Consider the following 16,758-nt stretch of genomic DNA (forward strand, 5'->3'; position numbering starts at 1 on the left):
CCAAGACTGACGGCATTCCCACTGCTGGACGCTGTTCATGAAAGCCCCGTCACCTGTAAAGCTTACGCTAGTCACTGCCAGCGTCATCCTCTGTTGGGCGTATTCGCCGATTGGCGTGCATCTGGCCTTGCACAGCTACAGCCCTGGCCAGTTGGCCTTGGGACGGTTCCTGATTGCTTCGGTATTGATGGCCGGCGTCGCGTTGGTCATGAGGATCGAGCGGCCACGTCTGCGGGACCTGCCGTGGTTGCTGGTGCTGGGCTTCTTCGGGATTTTCCTGCATCACCTGACGATCAATTTCGGCCAGCAATTTGTCACGGCCGCTGCCTCCAGTGTGCTGGCGCAGTCGGTTCCGCTATTTACGGTGCTGGTGGCGTTTTTCGGCTTGAAGGAGCGAGTTACCGGCTGGCGCTGGGGTTGCGTGCTGCTGGGCTTGAGCGGGGTGCTGGTGGTGATCTGGGGCGAGCATGGCCTGGGGCAGATTGATCCTCGTGGACTGATGATCCTGCTGGCGGCGTTGTCGTGGAGCCTTTATTTCACCATCCAGAAACACTATTCCCGGCGCTACAGCCCGCTGACCACGGTGTGCTACACCGTGTGGTCGGGCACCTTGCTGTTGTGTGTCTATTTGCCGGGTTTGCCGGCGGTGGTGTCGCAATCATCGACCCAAGCCAACTGGGCGGTGTTGTTGCTCGGCGCCTTTCCCAGCGCCCTGGCGTACCTGGCCTGGGCCTATGTGTTGCGGCATGTCGAGGTCAGTCGCGCGTCAGTGGCGTTGTACCTGGTGCCGCCGGTGGCGATGGTGATGGCCGCCACGCTGCTGGGCGAGCAGGTTTCGCTGCGCGTGGTGCTGGGTGGCCTGATCGTGCTGGCCAGTGTCGGCGCCATCAGCCTCGAAGGGCGCTGGCGCCGCAAGCCGTTACGGGTTCACGGTAAACACCCGCAGGCGGTGACCGTCGGGGTCCTGGGCGACAAAGGTGTAGCCGAAGTCCGCCTCGACCGGTGACTGGATGATGCTCATCCCGAGTTGCACCCAGCGTGTGTGCAAATCGTCGACCGTTGCGATATCAGCGACGCAGAAACCCGCCTCGCTACCGCCAACCGAGGCGTGGGCCGCAGGCTCCACGGTATGGCGCGACCACAGGCCGAGTTTCACCCCGTTGTCGAGGATGAACAGCGCGAAGGTCGGCCCCAGCTCCACCGGCGGCTTGTCCAGCAGCCGGCTGTAGAGGTTGGCGCTGGTGGCCGGGCTGTCGACGTACAACAAAAAGTAATGGGCAATGCTATTCATGATGACTCCGTGGAATGACGCAGCAATGGCGCGGCTCAGTCCCTAGTCTAAGGGGCTGTCCTGTCAGTTCATGTCAGGAGTCATCAAGCAAAGAGCAGACAGTCAATCTGGCTGTCTGCTCTTTTTATTGCGTGCACGTGTGTTGCGAGCTCTAAGGCTTGGACAAGGCCTGGTCTACCGCTGCGATCAGCTTTCCCAGATCCTTCGGGGTGGCTTTGTGAATGACACCGAACAGATAAGCGCGCTGTTCCTCCTCGTCGACCAGGTCTGCGAAAAAGACTTTCAGCTTCACTCCCAGCGCCTCTGCGAACAAGAACAGTGCCTCGACGCTGGGTGTATAGGTGCCGGTTTCGAAGCGGCTGATGGTTTTAGGGTCAAAACCGGTTTTTTCACCTAGTTCAGCCTGAGTAAGCCCTGCGACCTTGCGGTAACGTCTGATGGCTGGACCCAAACTTGAAATGTGCATCGCTCAATTCCCATTTAGAATCAAGAACTTAACGATAAATCTTAAAATTAGACAACCGCATGTATCATCACCTTTTCTTGCAAAATGTGATGTAATTCGTAGAATCGGCATCTAGGACAAGTATTTGGTGGTCTCGTTTCAGAAGGCAGGTTTATGAAACAGGAAATCATTGCTCTCTCCTTACTCTCATAAATGTGCCCATAAAACGGACGCCTGGCAGGGACTGAAATGTCGCTCGTCAGTGCCACGCTTCATTGCGCCTCACGTGCCGGATACCCGAATTCAAGCCTAGTTGATCATCACTGAATGGATGATGAATTGCTGTGCAAAATCGTGGGTTTGCGTACCTTTGCGGCCAACCAGCCGATCGACGGCGCAGCCCGACTGGAAATACGAATCCGCCTGTCCTGCATACCCGGTGGTCGAGAGGGCGATCGAATGCTGTCCATGGAGCTTTAACGTGCGTCTCAATTTGCCGGTCACTGCTGTTGAACAGACTTTTGGGGAGCAGCAACGGCTAATTTCCGCAACTGACGTCAACAGCCATATTACCTACTGCAACGCCGAGTTTGCCGCCATGAGCGGCTTTACCCAGGCCGAGCTGATCGGCAGCACCCACAACCTGGTGCGCCACCCGGACATGCCGCCCGCCGTGTTCCAGCTGATGTGGAGCTACCTCAAGGCCGGGCAGAGCTGGATGGGCGTGGTGAAGAACCGCTGCAAGAACGGCAACTATTATTGGGTCAGCGCCTATGTGACGCCGATTCTCGAAGACGGGCGGCTGATGGGCTACGAGTCGGTGCGGGTCAAGCCCACCCGCGAACAGGTGCGCCGCGCAGAAGCGCTGTACGCGCGGTTGCAGGCAGGTGGTGCGGCGGTCTCTCCGGTGCGGCGTGTGGCGTCTGTATCCCGGGCCATGGCGTTGCCACTGGCCGCTGCCGTTGCCAGTGTCGCCGCCTTCCAATGGGTTCCGGGTGTGTGGGCCCAGGCGTTGACTGTCGGCTTGTTTCTCGGCCTGGGCGTCTGGGGGCATCAACGCTTGGGGCTACAGCTCAAGCAGATTGTGCAGAACACGCCCAATACCTTTTCCGACCCCATCAGCGCCATGACCTACAGCGACGCGCTGGGGCCGACCGCGCAGCTCGAAATGATCCTGATCAGCGAAGAAGCGCGACTTAAAACCGCCCTGACGCGCCTCAGCGACCTGGCCAACCAGATGGCCGAAGCAGCCGCCCATTCCAGCGTGTTGTCGAGCACCACCGAATCGGCGTTGCTGGAACAGCGCGCCGAGACCGACATGACCGCCGCCGCCATGACCGAGATGGCTGCGTCCATCGCCGAAGTGGCGGTGCACGTGCAGCAAACCGCCAGCGAAGCTCACACCGCCAACACCCTCGCCGAGCAGGGCAGCCAGGTGGCCGGCACGTCCCGCGAGGCGATCCAGCTGCTGGCCGGCACCGTCACCCAGATCAACCAGGCGGTGGGCAACCTGGCCGGGCAGACCCAGCAAATCCAGGTGGCCGCGAGCATGATCCAGGCAATCGCCGACCAGACCAACCTGCTGGCCCTCAACGCGGCCATTGAAGCGGCCCGCGCCGGCGAGCAGGGCCGTGGCTTTGCCGTGGTGGCCGACGAGGTGCGCGCCCTGGCGGGCAAGACGCGCGAGTCGACCCAGCAGATCCAGGGCATCATCCAGAACCTGCGGGCGGGCGCCGATGAGGCGGTCGAGATCGCGAGCCTGGGCATTCACGAGGCCGAGCAGGGCGTGCAGCAAGTACTTGAGGCGCAGCAGGCGCTGCAAGGCATTCGCCACGCGGTGGAGCGTATTACCGATATGAGTCAGCAAATGGCTGCTGCCTCACAGGAACAATCCCACGTCGCCGAGGAAGTTTCACAGCAGATCAATAACGTTGCCGCCACGGTGCAAAAGACAGCGGGCAATGCCAACGCTGCAGTTACCCGTGGCCGGGAACTCGAAAGCATCTCTTCCGGGTTGCGCGCCCTGGTCGAGCGGTTCAACCGCTAGCCACAGTGAGCCTGACTCATGGACGAGAAATACCGCAGGGCCGTGGATGCAGCCGCCATTTTCTCCGAGACTGACCTGGCGGGCTGCATCACTTACGTCAATGACCAGTTCTGCGGCATGTCCGGCTACGGGCGTGACGAGTTGCTGGGGCAAAATCACCGCATTCTGAGCTCGGGACTGCACCCTGCGGGGTTCTTCCAGGGCATGTGGCAAGCCATCAGCGAAGGCCGGGTGTGGCGTGGGGAAATCTGCAACCGGGCCAAGGATGGGACGTTGTATTGGGTGGACAGCACCATGGTGCCGCTGCTCGATGAGAAGACCGGGCGCGTGCAGAAGTACGTGTCGATCCGCTTTGATGTCAGCGAAAAGCGCCAGCTGTTGCACACCCTGCAATGGCGGGTCGGCCACGATGTGCTGACCGGCTTGCCGAACCGCGCCTATCTGTCCGAGTTGCTTAACCAGTCCCTGGAGTTCTCCCGCAGCGAAGACATCCCGTTGGCGTTGTGCATGCTCGACCTGGACGGCTTCAAGGCGGTCAACGACGGGTATGGGCATGCCTGTGGGGATCTGTTGTTGGTGGAAGTGGCCACTCGGTTGCGGGAGATCATCCGCGGCGAGGACGTGGTCGCCCGGCTCGCCGGTGACGAATTTGTGCTGATCCTGCGTTATGTGCGCGATATCGACGAGCTGAACGGCGCCTTGCTGCGCATCCTCAAGGCGATTTCCGAGCCGTACTCGATCCAGGGGGCGGAGCTGAATGTGTTCGCCAGCATCGGCGTCACGCTGTTCCCCCTGGATGACGAGGACGCCGACACCTTGCTGCGCCATGCCGACCAGGCGATGTATGTGGCCAAGCAGAGCGGGCGCAACCGCTACCAGTTGTTTGATGTATCCCTGGAACAGGAGGTCAAGGCCAGCCACCAGACCGTGGAGCAGATCCGCCAGGCCCTGGCGGCGGGCCAGTTGTGCCTGCATTACCAGCCCAAGGTCAACTTGCGCTGCGGCACGGTGGTGGGGTTCGAAGCGTTGTTACGCTGGCAGCACCCCGAGCGTGGCCTGGTGAAGCCGGGGGATTTCCTGCCGCTGATCGAGCAGACCGACCTGATTGTCGATATCGGCGAATGGGTGATCGCTCAGGTGTTGGGCCAGATGCATCGCTGGCAGGTGCATGGGCATTGGTGGTCGGTGAGCGTGAACATCGCGGCGCGGCACTTCCAGCGCGAGGATTTTGTCGAGCGCCTGCAAGACTTGCTGGCGCAATACCCGCAGGTGGAGCCGCACCGGCTGGACCTGGAGATCGCCGAGTCGGTGGCCATCGACAATATCCAGCGTGTCACCCAGCACCTGGAGGCCTGCCAGGCCTTGGGCGTGCAGTTCTCCCTGGATGATTTTGGCACCGGCTATTCCTCCCTGAGCTACCTCAAGCGCCTGCCGACCCAGACCATCAAGATCGACAAGTCGTTCGTGCGCGACATCCTGCACGACAAGGACGACCTGGCGCTGACCAAGGCCGTGATAGGTCTGGCCCGTGCGTTTGGCCGCGAAGTGATTGCCGAAGGCCTGGAAACCCTGGAGCACGGCCAGCTGTTGATGCGCATGGGCTGCGAAGTGGCCCAAGGCTATTTCATCGCCCGGCCGATGCCTGCGGACGACGTGCCGGGTTGGGTCGAGGGATTTGCACCGCCGCCGCAGTGGCAAAAGCTCGAGTGATGTTTATTGTGGCGAGGGAGCTTGCTGTGGCGAGGGAGCTCCCTGGCCAGCAAGCTCCCTGGCCACAAGGACAATCAGGTGATCTTAAGGGGCGGGGGCGCTGTTCCCGATATACAGCTGGATGATTTCATCAATCTCCCCGGACATTTTCATCCGCAGCAACGTGCGCAGGATCTGCTGCCCCGGCACCTGTGGATCGTTGCGCACATAGCAGCCCAGGCGTTGCTCCTCGATCACGGCCACCGTCTGCAGGCGCTGTGTGGGCGGTAATTGCTGATTGAAGCGATCAAGGATCCATTCGTTGATCACTGCATAGTTGAAGCGTCCGGCCACCAGTTTTTGCAGCACTTGCTCTTCACTGCGGCTGTCGTCGCGGCTGAACTGGCCGCTGGCGAAGCGCGCCTCCAGGGTCGGGTAGCTGTAGCCGAGTACCGTGCCGATGTGTTGCGGCGCAAGGCTGTCCAGTGCCACCGACGTTGAGGGCACGCGCGCGGCGGCCAGCACATTGCGCTGGACCAGCAGCGGGATGCTCCAGGTGTAGTCCCCCGACAGGTTGTTCAGCCACGCCGGTGTCACGTAGCAGCGCACGTCCACATCCCCGCGCTCCATGGCGGTGTCGATGCGCGCACGCGGCAGCACATGGAATTTCGCAGGACGGCCGACCTGGGTGGCCAGGCTCAACATCAGGTCATACAAAATCCCTTGGGTGGGCTGGCCCTGGTCAAGTTGCACCATGGGCATGGTCCAGCTGTCGGAAATGGAGAATCGCAGAGGTGCGGGTGCCGCCAGGCTGACCGTGGCAATCATCCACAAGGCGCCCAGGACTGCGCGCATAAATTCTCCGGGTTCAGCCTTTTACAGGCTTGGTCAGACCAGCTTAGTCAGATTAGACGAGCGTGCCGGATGCAATTTCCCCCTTGCTCCGCTAGCATTACCCGCTTCCGCTTCCCAGTTGCGACGGTTTTCGATGAGTTATCAGGTTCTTGCACGTAAATGGCGTCCGCGCTCGTTCCGCGAAATGGTCGGCCAGACCCATGTGCTCAAGGCTCTGATCAATGCCTTGGACAGCCAGCGGCTGCACCACGCCTACCTGTTCACCGGTACCCGGGGGGTGGGCAAGACCACCATTGCCCGCATCATTGCCAAGTGCCTGAACTGTGAAACCGGCATCACCTCGACGCCGTGTGGTACCTGCTCGGTGTGCCGGGAAATCGACGAAGGGCGTTTTGTCGACCTGATCGAGATCGACGCCGCGAGCCGCACCAAGGTCGAAGACACCCGCGAGCTGCTCGACAACGTGCAGTACGCACCGAGCCGTGGCCGCTTCAAGGTCTACCTGATCGACGAAGTGCACATGCTGTCCAGCCACTCCTTCAACGCCTTGTTGAAGACCCTGGAAGAGCCGCCGCCCTACGTCAAATTCATCCTGGCCACCACCGACCCGCAGAAACTTCCTGCAACGATTTTGTCGCGGTGCCTGCAGTTCTCCCTGAAAAACATGACCCCGGAGCGTGTGGTCGAGCATTTGACCCACGTGCTGGGTGTCGAGAACGTACCGTTCGAAGACGACGCCCTGTGGTTGCTGGGGCGTGCCGCCGACGGCTCGATGCGTGATGCCATGAGCCTTACCGACCAGGCCATCGCCTTCGGTGAAGGCAAGGTGCTGGCCGCCGACGTGCGGGCGATGCTCGGCACCCTGGACCACGGCCAGGTGTTCGACGTGCTGCACGCGTTGATCGAAGGCGACGCCAAGGCGTTGCTCGAAGCCGTGCGCCATCTGTCCGAGCAAGGCCCGGACTGGAATGGCGTGCTGTCGGAAATCCTCAATGTGCTGCACCGCGTCGCCATCGCCCAGGCCCTGCCCGAAGGTGTCGACAACGGCCACGGCGACCGCGACCGCGTGTTGGCCCTGGCCCAGGCGTTGCCGGCCGAAGACGTACAGTTCTACTACCAGATGGGCCTGATTGGGCGACGTGACCTGCCGTTGGCACCCGATCCGCGAGGCGGCTTTGAAATGGTCCTGCTGCGGATGCTGGCCTTCAGGCCCGCCGACACGGCGGATGCGCCGAGACAGCCGCTAAAGCCAGTGGGGATCAGCCAGGCCACAGTTGATTCCGCCAAACCAGTGGCTGGCCCGGCTGTTGTCGCGCCAGTGGTTGCGCCGCCTGCGCCGGTTGCACAGGCCGCCGCCCCGGTTGTCGCCGAGCCCGTGGCGCCAGTGGTGGTGCCGGAGCCGGTGGTTGAGCCTGCGCCCGTGCCTGAAGTCGATCTGCCGTGGAACGACCCGGTAGAGGCCGAGGTCGAGGTCGAGCTGCAGCCTGCCGTCGAGCCGGTGCTGGAAACCACCAGCGAGCAGCCTGAACTGACACCCATGCCCGCGCCGACCCCGGACAGCGTGGTGCCGGACGCCCCCGAGTGGGTTTCGGCCCCGGTGCCGGAGCCGACCGTTGCGCAAGTGGACGCCGCCACCCCGGGCACCGACCTCGACGACGAGCCGCCGCTGGACGAAGATTACATCGAGCCGGACATGGATTCGGCCTACAGCTACCTGGACGACCTGGCCAGCGAACACACCGCCGAGCCTGCCCCGGAGCCTGAACCCGAACCTGCCGCGATGCCGGCCACCGGCCTGGCGTTGCAATGGCTGGAGCTGTTCCCGAAACTGCCGATCTCCGGCATGACCGGCAGCATCGCCGCCAACTGCACCCTGATTGCCGTTGATGGCGACCACTGGCTGCTGCACCTGGACCCGGCCCACAGCGCCCTGTTCAACGCGACCCAGCAGCGCCGGCTCAACGATGCCCTGAACCAGTTCCACGGGCGCACGCTGACCATCAGCATCGAGCTGATCAAGCCCGAGCAGGAAACCCCGGCCCAGGCGGCGTCTCGTCGCCGGGTCAACCGCCAGCGTGAGGCTGAAGAGTCGATCCACGGTGATCCGCTCATCCAGCAGATGATGCAGCAGTTTGGCGCGGTGGTGCGGCACGATACTATTGAACCTGTAGAAGCCCCGGTACCCCAAGCGTCATAACCCGGGGCCAATAATTGATCCACGTACTTTTGAGGTGATTCCCATGATGAAAGGTGGCATGGCCGGCCTGATGAAGCAGGCGCAGCAGATGCAGGAAAAGATGGCCAAGATGCAGGAAGAACTGGCCAACGCCGAAGTCACCGGTAAAGCCGGTGGCGATATGGTCAGCGTGGTGATGACCGGTCGTCACGACATCAAGCGCGTGAGCATCGACCCAAGCGTATTGCCGGGCGTCGGCGAAGACGACCTGGAAATGCTCGAGGCGCTGTTTGCCGCGGCCGTCAACGACGCCGTGCGCAAGATCGAAGCCAACAGCCAGGACAAGATGTCCGGCGTGACCGCTGGCATGCAACTGCCACCGGGCATGAAGCTGCCGTTCTGATCGGCAAGCAGCACCGAAAATGCCAGGCCCCGCGCCTGGCATTTTTTTGGCCGGCTATTTTCCATACCCGTAGCAGCTGTCGAGCGCCAGCGAGGCTGCGTCGGCAGCGACTCGGTCCCACGTCTGGCATGAAAGCAGCGGTGCGGCTAACGTAGCCTCGCTGGCGCTCGACAACTGCTACTGCGAGAGTTTTGTCGAACCCTGGACCCTGTGTTGGGGTCTGCACCCTATACCGTTGAATTCAATCACCGATAGAAGGAGCCTCGCTGATGTCCGAAGCATTGACCCTCAACCAGCGCATTGTGCTGGTCTCACGCCCCCACGGCGCACCGGTGCCGGAAAACTTTCGCCTGGAGCGCGTCGCGCTGCCGGAACTGGCCGACGGCCAGGTTTTGCTGAAGACCCTTTACCTGTCCCTGGATCCCTACATGCGCGGGCGCATGAGTGATGCGCCGTCCTACGCCGCACCGGTAGAAATCGACGAAGTGATGACCGGTGGCGCTGTCAGCCGCATCGAACAGTCCCGCAATCCGAAGTTCGAGGTGGGTGACCTGGTGGTCGGTTCCACCGGCTGGCAGAGCCACAGCATCTCCAATGGGCGCAACCTGATCCCGGTACCGAAGGGACTGGCCAGCCCGTCCATGGCCCTGGGTGTGCTGGGTATGCCCGGCATGACCGCCTATATGGGCCTCACCGATATCGGCCAGCCCAAGTCCGGGGAAACCCTGGTGGTGGCGGCCGCTTCCGGTGCGGTGGGCTCGGTGGTGGGCCAGGTGGCGAAGATCAAGGGCCTGCGGGTGGTCGGTGTGGCGGGTGGCGCCGACAAGTGCCGCTATGTGGTGGACGAGCTGGGCTTTGATGCCTGTGTCGATCACAAGAGCGACAACTTTGCCGAGGAGCTTGCCCAGGCCTGCCCCAAGGGCATCGATATCTACTTTGAAAACGTCGGCGGCAAGGTATTCGACGCGGTCGTGCCGCTGCTGAATGCCAAGGCGCGCATTCCCTTGTGTGGCCTGATCGCCGGCTATAACGCCCACGAAGCGCCCAGCGGTCCCGACCGGCTGCCGGCGTTGCAACGTACCTTGCTGACCAAGCGTGTGCGGATCCAGGGCTTTATCGTGTTCGACGACTATGGCGACCGCCAACCGGAATTCCTCAGTGCCATGGCGCCGTGGGTGCGGGATGGCAAGATCAAGTTCCGCGAGGACGTGGTGGAAGGCCTGGAGCAGGCACCTGAAGCCTTTATCGGTTTGCTGGAGGGGCGCAACTTCGGCAAGTTGGTGGTGCGGGTCGGACAAGATTGAGCATTTGACGCTAATCCGAGGCGCGGGTATAAACCGCGTCTCGTTGTTTTGTCGGACCTTTCCCCATGAGCTTCAGCCCCCTGATTCGTCAACTGATCGACGCCCTGCGCACTTTGCCGGGTGTGGGCCAGAAAACCGCCCAGCGCATGGCGCTGCAACTGCTGGAGCGTGATCGCAGCGGCGGCTCCCGATTGGCCCAGGCCCTGAGCCAGGCGATGGAAGGGGTCGGCCACTGCCGCCAGTGCCGCACCCTGACCGAGGAAGAGCTGTGCCCGCAATGCGCCGACCCGCGTCGCGACGACACGCTGCTGTGCGTGGTCGAAGGGCCGATGGATGTCTACGCGGTGGAGCAGACCGGTTACCGCGGGCGCTACTTTGTGCTCAAGGGCCACCTGTCGCCGCTGGACGGGCTGGGGCCGGAGGCGATTGGTATTCCGCAACTGGTGACGCGGATCGAGGAGCAGGGCACGTTCGTCGAGGTGATCCTGGCCACCAACCCTACGGTGGAAGGCGAAGCGACGGCCCATTACATCGCCCAGCTGCTGACCAACAAAGGCCTGATTACCTCGCGCATCGCCCACGGCGTGCCGCTGGGTGGCGAGCTGGAACTGGTGGATGGCGGGACCTTGGCGCATTCGTTTGCCGGACGTAAGCCGATCGCCCTGTAACAAACACCGCAGAACAAAATGTGGGAGCGGGCTTGCTCGCGAATGCGGTGGTTCAGTCAATGCATCTGGCGACTGATACACCGCATTCGCGAGCAAGCCCGCTCCCACATTTGTTTTGTGGCGTTCACGAGCCTTTCCTCTTGCTTGATAACCAAGCAAGCGCTTGGTAAGTTCGCTCCACCTTCCCGTGGAGCTTGCCGATGTCTGCCTATCAGGAATACTTCGACCCCAGCCACCAATTGGTCCGCGACAGCGTGCGTCGTTTCGTCGAGCGCGAGATGTTGCCGGGCATCGAGCAGTGGGAGGAAGCGGAAAGCTTCCCCCGGGAGCTGTACCTCAAGGCCGGCGCGGCGGGGATCCTGGGGATCGGTTACCCCGAAGCCCTTGGAGGCAGCCACGAAGGTGACCTGTTCGCCAAGGTCGCCGCCAGCGAAGAACTGATGCGCTGCGGCTCCGGCGGAGTAGTGGCAGGGTTGGGCTCGCTGGATATCGGCTTGCCGCCCATCGTCAAATGGGCCCGGCCCGAGGTGCGCGATCGTGTGGCGCCGCAGGTGTTATCCGGCGAGAAGATCGCCGCCCTGGCCGTCACCGAGCCCGGTGGCGGCTCCGATGTCGCCAGCCTGCAGACCCGTGCCGTGCGCGACGGCGACCATTACCGCGTCAGCGGCAGCAAAACCTTTATCACCAGCGGCCAGCGTGCCGACTTCTATACCGTCGCCGTGCGTACCGGGGGGCCGGGCTTTGCCGGCATCAGCCTGTTGTTGATCGAAAAGGGCACGCCTGGTTTCACCACCGGTACACCGCTGAAGAAGATGGGCTGGTGGGCGTCGGACACGGCCGAACTGTTCTTCGACGATTGCCGCGTACCGGCAGGCAATCTGATCGGCGCCGAGAACATGGGTTTCGCCTGCATCATGGGCAACTTCCAGAGCGAGCGCCTGGCCCTGGCCCTGATGGCCAATATGACTGCGCAGATGGCCCTGGAGGAAAGCCTGAAGTGGGCGGCCCAGCGCGAGGCCTTCGGCAAACCCATCGGCAAGTTCCAGGTGCTCAAGCATCGCCTGGCGGAAATGGCCACGGCGGTGGAGGTCTCGCGGGAATTCACCTACCGCCAGGCCGCCAAGATGGCCGCGGGCAAGAGTGTGATCAAGGAGATCTCGATGGCCAAGAACCTCGCCACCGACACCGCCGACCGCGTGACCTTTGATGCCGTGCAGATCCTCGGCGGCCAGGGCTACATGCGCGGCAACCTGGTGGAGCGGCTGTATCGCGACAACCGCATCCTGTCCATCGGTGGCGGGACTCGGGAAGTGATGAACGAAATCATCAGCAAGCAGATGGGCTTGTAGAAAGCGCTTTTGTGGCGAGGGAGCTGTGGCGAGGGAGCTTGCTCCCGCTGGGCTGCGTAGCGGCCCCAAGATCTTTGGGAGCGCTGCGCACTCCAGCGGGAGCAAGCTCCCTCGCCACAGCAAGCTCACTCGCCACACGAATCCCGGGTTATTGGTCTGTCAGGGCAAACTGCGTCAGGCAGAACGTCGCAATGCCCATGTCTTCCAGGCGCTGGGACCCACCCAGCTCCGGCAGGTCAATGATCGCCGCCGCTTCGAAAATCCGTGCGCCCATGCGCCGGGCCAGGTTGGCCGCCGCGATCAGCGTGCCGCCGGTGGCGATCAGGTCATCGAACATCAGCACCGAATCACCTTCACACAGGCTGTCGGCGTGCACTTCCAGGAAGGCTTCGCCGTATTCGGTCTGGTAACTCTCGGCCAGCACGTCAGCCGGCAATTTGCCTTGCTTGCGGAACAGGATCAGCGGTTTGTTCAACTGATAGGCAATGATCGAACCGATCAAAAAACCGCGGGCATCCATCGCGCCGATGTGGGTGAAGTCGGCTTCGACGTAGCGGTGTACGAAGGTGTCGGCCACCAGGCGTAAGGCCTTGGGCGACTGGAACAGCGGCGTGATATCGCGAAAGATCACCCCAGGCTTGGGGAAGTCGATGACTGGGCGAATCAGGGATTTGATGTCGAACGAATCGAAGACCATCGTCGAGGAGTCCTGGGGAGGAAAGCGGACTCGAAGTATACCTGCGGCCCAGCCGATTGGCTCGGCCGCAAGCGTCTGGATCAACCGTCGAGCGAACCGCCAGCCAATGCGCAGAGCTGGATCGGGTCGAGGATATGCACTTCCTTGCCTTCGGCCGCAATCAACTCGTTCTGCTGGAAGCGGGTGAATACCCGGGACACGGTTTCCACCGCCAGGCCCAGGTAGTTGCCGATTTCGTTGCGCGACATGCTCAGGCGGAACTGGTTGGCCGAGAAACCCCGCGCGCGGAAACGTGCGGAAAGGTTGACCAGGAAAGTGGCAATACGCTCGTCGGCGGTTTTCTTCGACAACAACAGCATCATCTGTTGGTCGTCGCGGATTTCCCGGCTCATCACGCGCATCAACTGGCGACGCAATTGCGGCAGCTGCAGGGCCAGTTCATCCAGGCGTTCGAACGGGATTTCACACACCGATGTGGTTTCCAGGGCCTGGGCCGACACGGGGTGAATCTCAGTGTCCATGCCCGACAGTCCGACCAGTTCGCTCGGCAGGTGGAAGCCGGTGATCTGTTCTTCGCCGCCATCGCTCAGGCTGAAGGTTTTCAGCGCGCCAGAACGTACTGCATAAACGGAGTCAAACTTGTCGCCCTGGCGAAACAGGAACTCGCCTTTTTTCAGTGGGCGACCGCGTTTAACGATCTCGTCCAGCGCTTCCATGTCTTCCAGATTCAACGAAAGTGGCAGGCACAGGGGGGCCAGGCTGCAATCCTTGCAATGAGCCTGGCTATGAGCGCGCAGTTTAACTGGCTCGGACATTTCTTAAATCCTTGTGGGAAAACACACATAAGACGTAAGGGTACCGCACTGGGGGACGATCAGGCCAGCGTGTACAAAAAAGCAGCAGCGGTATAAAGAATTTTGTATCGAGGTCGATACAAGATTGTCACTCCTAGAGCTGGAGGCTCAGATCATGCTTTCCATTGGCGCAACCAACCCTGCCATTGTTTCTTCGCTAACCGTGCCTGATGCGAAAAAAGACCCCGCTGCAGACGATAAAGACCAAGCGTCTTCGACCGATCGGGCCACTGACACCAAGCCCCAAGGACTGGTGGTGGATATCTCGGGGGCGGGGCTGAAAGCCTCCAAGGCCAGCACCAACTCCAACAAGGACATTGACGACAGCAACCTGAAAGACAACATCAAGCAGCTGTTGAAAATGATTCGCGAGATGAGAAAACAGCTCGCCGAGAAGCTGGCTCAGCTCTCAGCTGCCATGTCCGACGCCTCAAAGACCCCGCAGGCAAGGCAGGCCAGAGTGGCCGCCTTGCAGAGTGATATCGCGACATTGCAGGCCGGCTTGATGACGGCCCAATCGCAGTTGACCAAGGCCTTGAAGGACGAGTCTCCCGAGTCGCAGCTGGAAGCGATGGCCCTGCTGGCGAAGTAGGACAGGTTCAGATTACCCGCGAAAATCGTTGCCGATTCTGGTGCTCCAGATAGGCATCGAACACCATGCACACCGAGCGTACCAGCAGGCGTCCCGCCGGCAATACGCGGATGCCCTGTGGGTCGAGTTCGATCAGTCCGTCCTCGGTCATCGCCTCCAGTTGCGGCCAGAGCTCGTCGAAATAGCCGCGAAAATCGATGTTGAAGGCCTGTTCGATCTTCTCGAAATTCAGGCTGAACGTGCAGATCAGCTGCTGGATCACTTCCCGTCGCAACCGGTCATCCGTGGTGCATAACAACCCACGGCTGGTGGCCAGTTGCGCGCCGGCGAGGGCGTTCTGGTAGTGGTTCAGGTCGCTGCTGTTCTGGCAGTACAGGTCGCCGATCTGGCTGATCGCCGACACCCCAAGCCCGATCAAATCGCAATGCCCATGGGTGGTGTAGCCCTGGAAGTTGCGTTGCAGCGTGCCTTCTTCCTGGGCGACGGCCAATTCGTCGTCCGGCAGGGCAAAGTGGTCCATGCCGATGTAGCGGTAGCCCGCCCGGGTCAACTGCTCGATGGTGGTTTGCAGCATCAGCAGTTTTTCCGCCGGGGAGGGCAGGTCGTCGGTGTTGATCCGTCGCTGGGGCATGAACCGTTCCGGCAGGTGTGCGTAGTTGAACACCGAGAGGCGGTCCGGTTGCAGGCTGATGACTTCTTCCACGGTGCGTGCGAAATTCAGCGGTGTCTGCTTGGGCAAACCGTAGATCAGGTCGATATTGATCGAACGAAACTGCAGGGTGCGCGCTGCGTCGATCACTGCGCGGGTTTCTTCCAGGCTTTGCAGGCGGTTCACCGCACGCTGCACTTCGGGGTCCAGGTCCTGCAGGCCGATACTGACGCGGTTGAACCCCAGTTCACGCAGCAGGCCCATGGTCGCCCAGTCGGCTTCCCGTGGGTCGATTTCAATCCCGTAGTCGCCGGAGTCATCGTCCAGCAGGTTGAAGTGCTGGCGCAGACGGCCCATGACCTGACGCAGCTCGTCATGGCTGAGAAAGGTCGGGGTGCCGCCGCCGAAGTGCAGCTGCTCCACCGGCTGTTTGGGGTCGAGGTGGCACGCCACCAACTGGATTTCCTGCTCCAGGCGTTGCAGATAGGCGTGAGCCCGGCCGCGATCCTTGGTGATGACCTTGTTGCAGGCGCAGTAGTAGCAAATGTTGGCGCAAAACGGCACGTGCACATACAGCGACAGGGGCCGTACGGCCTTGCGGCTGTCGCGCAGGGCGTGGAGCAGGTCGAAGGTGCCGACCTGGCTGTCGAATTGTACGGCGGTGGGGTACGAGGTATAGCGTGGCCCCGCCAGGTCGTAGCGGTGAATCAGATCAGTGTCCCAACGAATGGCGTCGAGCATGCGGGCGTTCCCCCGGATAGGCTAGTGGGCCGAGTCTAGGGGCTGGGTGGGGAAGCCATCTTGATTTGCATCAACGGGGAGCGGCGCTATGCCACATGGCGATCTAGTGGCCCATCAGCCAGTGCTGGTGCGGCCCGGGCAAGGTCCAGATGCCGAACAGCATGACCAGCAGGCCACCAGCCATCCGCACGCTGCGTTTGCGCAATAACGCGGTGACTCGATCAGCGGCTAAGCCCGTGGCCAGCAGTACCGGCCAGGTGCCAAGGCCGAACGCGAGCATCAGCACCGCACTGTCCAGCGCATTGCCCTGGCTGGCCGCCCACAGCAACGTGCTGTAGACCAACCCGCACGGCAACCAGCCCCAGAGCGCACCCAGCAGCAACGCCCGGGGCAGGCTGGACACCGGCAGCAAACGGTTGGCAACCGGCTGGATATGCCGCCACAGGCCGCGCCCGAGGCTTTCGATACGGGTCAGGCCGCTCCACCAGCCGGCCAGGTACAAGCCCATGCAGATCAGCAACAGCCCGGCGAGGATGCGCATGAACATCGCTGCCGGACTGTTGGCCACGGCCCAGCCGGCCAGGCCGATCAGCAAGCCCGCGGTGGCGTAGCTGAGGATGCGCCCCAGGTTGTAGGCCAGCAGCAGGCGAAAGCGCCGACTGCGTTGCTCCTTGGGAATCGCCAGGGTCAGCGCGCCCATCAGGCCGCCACACATACCCAGGCAATGGCCGCCGCCCAGCAGGCCGAGGATCACCGCCGAGACCAGCAGGGGCGCCAGTTCAAGCATGGGGCGGATCTTTCGGCTTGGGCGGTTGTTCAGGGCCGTTGGCTTCATCGACGGCCGCCAGGTGGTTCGGGTCCTGGTCATCGAACAGCACGCTGTGGGCCGGGCCATCGAGGTCGTCGTACTGGCCGCTGTCCACCGCCCAGAAGAAGATGTAAATGGCGATGGCCACGATCAACAGCGCCGCCGGGATCATCACGTAAAGAGCTGGCAT

At 62.0% G+C, this 16,758-nt stretch carries 18 protein-coding genes; 10 read left to right on the plus strand and 8 right to left on the minus strand.

What is annotated here, in order from left to right:
* The first annotated feature begins 37 nt into the window (after positions 1–37).
* Positions 38–1,006 carry a DMT family transporter gene (locus QF039_RS04305; protein ID WP_003219065.1) on the plus strand — a complete coding sequence of 323 codons (969 nt, stop codon included), beginning with the start codon at positions 38–40 and terminating at the stop codon, positions 1,004–1,006.
* On the opposite strand, the gene QF039_RS04310 is transcribed toward QF039_RS04305, so the two are convergent.
* A complete protein-coding gene (locus tag QF039_RS04310; protein ID WP_177022906.1) occupies positions 920–1,291 on the minus strand; it encodes a VOC family protein in 372 nt (123 codons plus the stop codon). The two genes, QF039_RS04305 and QF039_RS04310, sit on opposite strands and share 87 nt — an antisense overlap.
* Before the next feature lie 151 nt (positions 1,292–1,442).
* A complete protein-coding gene (locus QF039_RS04315) occupies positions 1,443–1,757 on the minus strand; it encodes a helix-turn-helix domain-containing protein (RefSeq protein WP_003219061.1) in 315 nt (104 codons plus the stop codon).
* A 306-nt stretch (positions 1,758–2,063) separates the two neighbouring features.
* Between QF039_RS04315 and QF039_RS04320 the strand changes: the two genes are divergently transcribed.
* From QF039_RS04320 to QF039_RS04330, 3 genes are read left to right on the plus strand one after another with little or no spacing between them, the layout of a single operon-like run.
* Entirely contained in the window at positions 2,064–2,216 is a 153-nt protein-coding gene (locus QF039_RS04320) for a hypothetical protein (RefSeq protein WP_307517058.1), read from the plus strand.
* 1 nt (position 2,217) lies between these two features.
* Positions 2,218–3,783 carry a PAS domain-containing methyl-accepting chemotaxis protein gene (locus QF039_RS04325; protein ID WP_307517059.1) on the plus strand — a complete coding sequence of 522 codons (1,566 nt, stop codon included), beginning with the start codon at positions 2,218–2,220 and terminating at the stop codon, positions 3,781–3,783.
* 18 nt (positions 3,784–3,801) lie between these two features.
* Positions 3,802–5,493: a bifunctional diguanylate cyclase/phosphodiesterase gene (locus tag QF039_RS04330; RefSeq protein ID WP_003219057.1), complete on the plus strand. Its 1,692-nt coding sequence runs from the start codon at positions 3,802–3,804 to the stop codon at positions 5,491–5,493.
* 84 nt (positions 5,494–5,577) lie between these two features.
* On the opposite strand, the gene QF039_RS04335 is transcribed toward QF039_RS04330, so the two are convergent.
* On the minus strand, positions 5,578–6,327 hold the full coding sequence (locus QF039_RS04335) for an ABC transporter substrate-binding protein (RefSeq protein WP_307517060.1): 750 nt from the start codon (positions 6,325–6,327) through the stop codon (positions 5,578–5,580).
* A 133-nt stretch (positions 6,328–6,460) separates the two neighbouring features.
* Between QF039_RS04335 and dnaX the strand changes: the two genes are divergently transcribed.
* From dnaX to QF039_RS04360, 5 genes are all read left to right on the plus strand, one after another.
* On the plus strand, positions 6,461–8,524 hold the full coding sequence (dnaX, locus tag QF039_RS04340; RefSeq protein WP_102368376.1) for a DNA polymerase III subunit gamma/tau: 2,064 nt from the start codon (positions 6,461–6,463) through the stop codon (positions 8,522–8,524).
* Positions 8,525–8,567: 43 nt separating this feature from the next.
* Positions 8,568–8,906 carry a YbaB/EbfC family nucleoid-associated protein gene (locus QF039_RS04345; RefSeq protein ID WP_003193199.1) on the plus strand — a complete coding sequence of 113 codons (339 nt, stop codon included), beginning with the start codon at positions 8,568–8,570 and terminating at the stop codon, positions 8,904–8,906.
* 269 nt (positions 8,907–9,175) lie between these two features.
* Positions 9,176–10,210, plus strand: a complete 1,035-nt coding sequence (locus tag QF039_RS04350) for an NADP-dependent oxidoreductase (RefSeq protein WP_307517061.1) — start codon at positions 9,176–9,178, stop codon at positions 10,208–10,210.
* A 65-nt stretch (positions 10,211–10,275) separates the two neighbouring features.
* A complete protein-coding gene (gene recR / locus QF039_RS04355; RefSeq protein ID WP_003219049.1) occupies positions 10,276–10,878 on the plus strand; it encodes a recombination mediator RecR in 603 nt (200 codons plus the stop codon).
* A 200-nt stretch (positions 10,879–11,078) separates the two neighbouring features.
* On the plus strand, positions 11,079–12,227 hold the full coding sequence (locus QF039_RS04360; protein WP_177036337.1) for an acyl-CoA dehydrogenase family protein: 1,149 nt from the start codon (positions 11,079–11,081) through the stop codon (positions 12,225–12,227).
* A gap of 148 nt (positions 12,228–12,375) precedes the next feature.
* Here the strand turns inward: QF039_RS04360 and QF039_RS04365 are convergent, their stop codons facing one another.
* Entirely contained in the window at positions 12,376–12,924 is a 549-nt protein-coding gene (locus QF039_RS04365) for an adenine phosphoribosyltransferase (protein WP_003219046.1), read from the minus strand.
* A gap of 80 nt (positions 12,925–13,004) precedes the next feature.
* On the minus strand, positions 13,005–13,739 hold the full coding sequence (gene fnr, locus QF039_RS04370) for a fumarate/nitrate reduction transcriptional regulator Fnr (protein ID WP_003219044.1): 735 nt from the start codon (positions 13,737–13,739) through the stop codon (positions 13,005–13,007).
* A 154-nt stretch (positions 13,740–13,893) separates the two neighbouring features.
* Here fnr and QF039_RS04375 point away from each other — a divergent pair, with 154 nt between their 5' ends.
* Entirely contained in the window at positions 13,894–14,370 is a 477-nt protein-coding gene (locus QF039_RS04375; RefSeq protein WP_008437565.1) for a hypothetical protein, read from the plus strand.
* Between the two features lie 7 nt (positions 14,371–14,377).
* On the opposite strand, the gene hemN is transcribed toward QF039_RS04375, so the two are convergent.
* The 3 genes from hemN to ccoS all read right to left on the minus strand — a co-directional run bounded on the left by hemN (position 14,378) and on the right by ccoS (position 16,758).
* Positions 14,378–15,760, minus strand: a complete 1,383-nt coding sequence (gene hemN, locus QF039_RS04380; RefSeq protein WP_003219038.1) for an oxygen-independent coproporphyrinogen III oxidase — start codon at positions 15,758–15,760, stop codon at positions 14,378–14,380.
* Between the two features lie 103 nt (positions 15,761–15,863).
* Positions 15,864–16,547: a sulfite exporter TauE/SafE family protein gene (locus QF039_RS04385; RefSeq protein ID WP_003219035.1), complete on the minus strand. Its 684-nt coding sequence runs from the start codon at positions 16,545–16,547 to the stop codon at positions 15,864–15,866.
* A complete protein-coding gene (gene ccoS / locus QF039_RS04390) occupies positions 16,540–16,758 on the minus strand; it encodes a cbb3-type cytochrome oxidase assembly protein CcoS (RefSeq protein WP_003219033.1) in 219 nt (72 codons plus the stop codon). Before ccoS ends, QF039_RS04385 begins: the two co-directional genes overlap by 8 nt.

The organism is Pseudomonas sp. W2I6 (assembly GCF_030815935.1).
Classification (GTDB): domain Bacteria; phylum Pseudomonadota; class Gammaproteobacteria; order Pseudomonadales; family Pseudomonadaceae; genus Aquipseudomonas.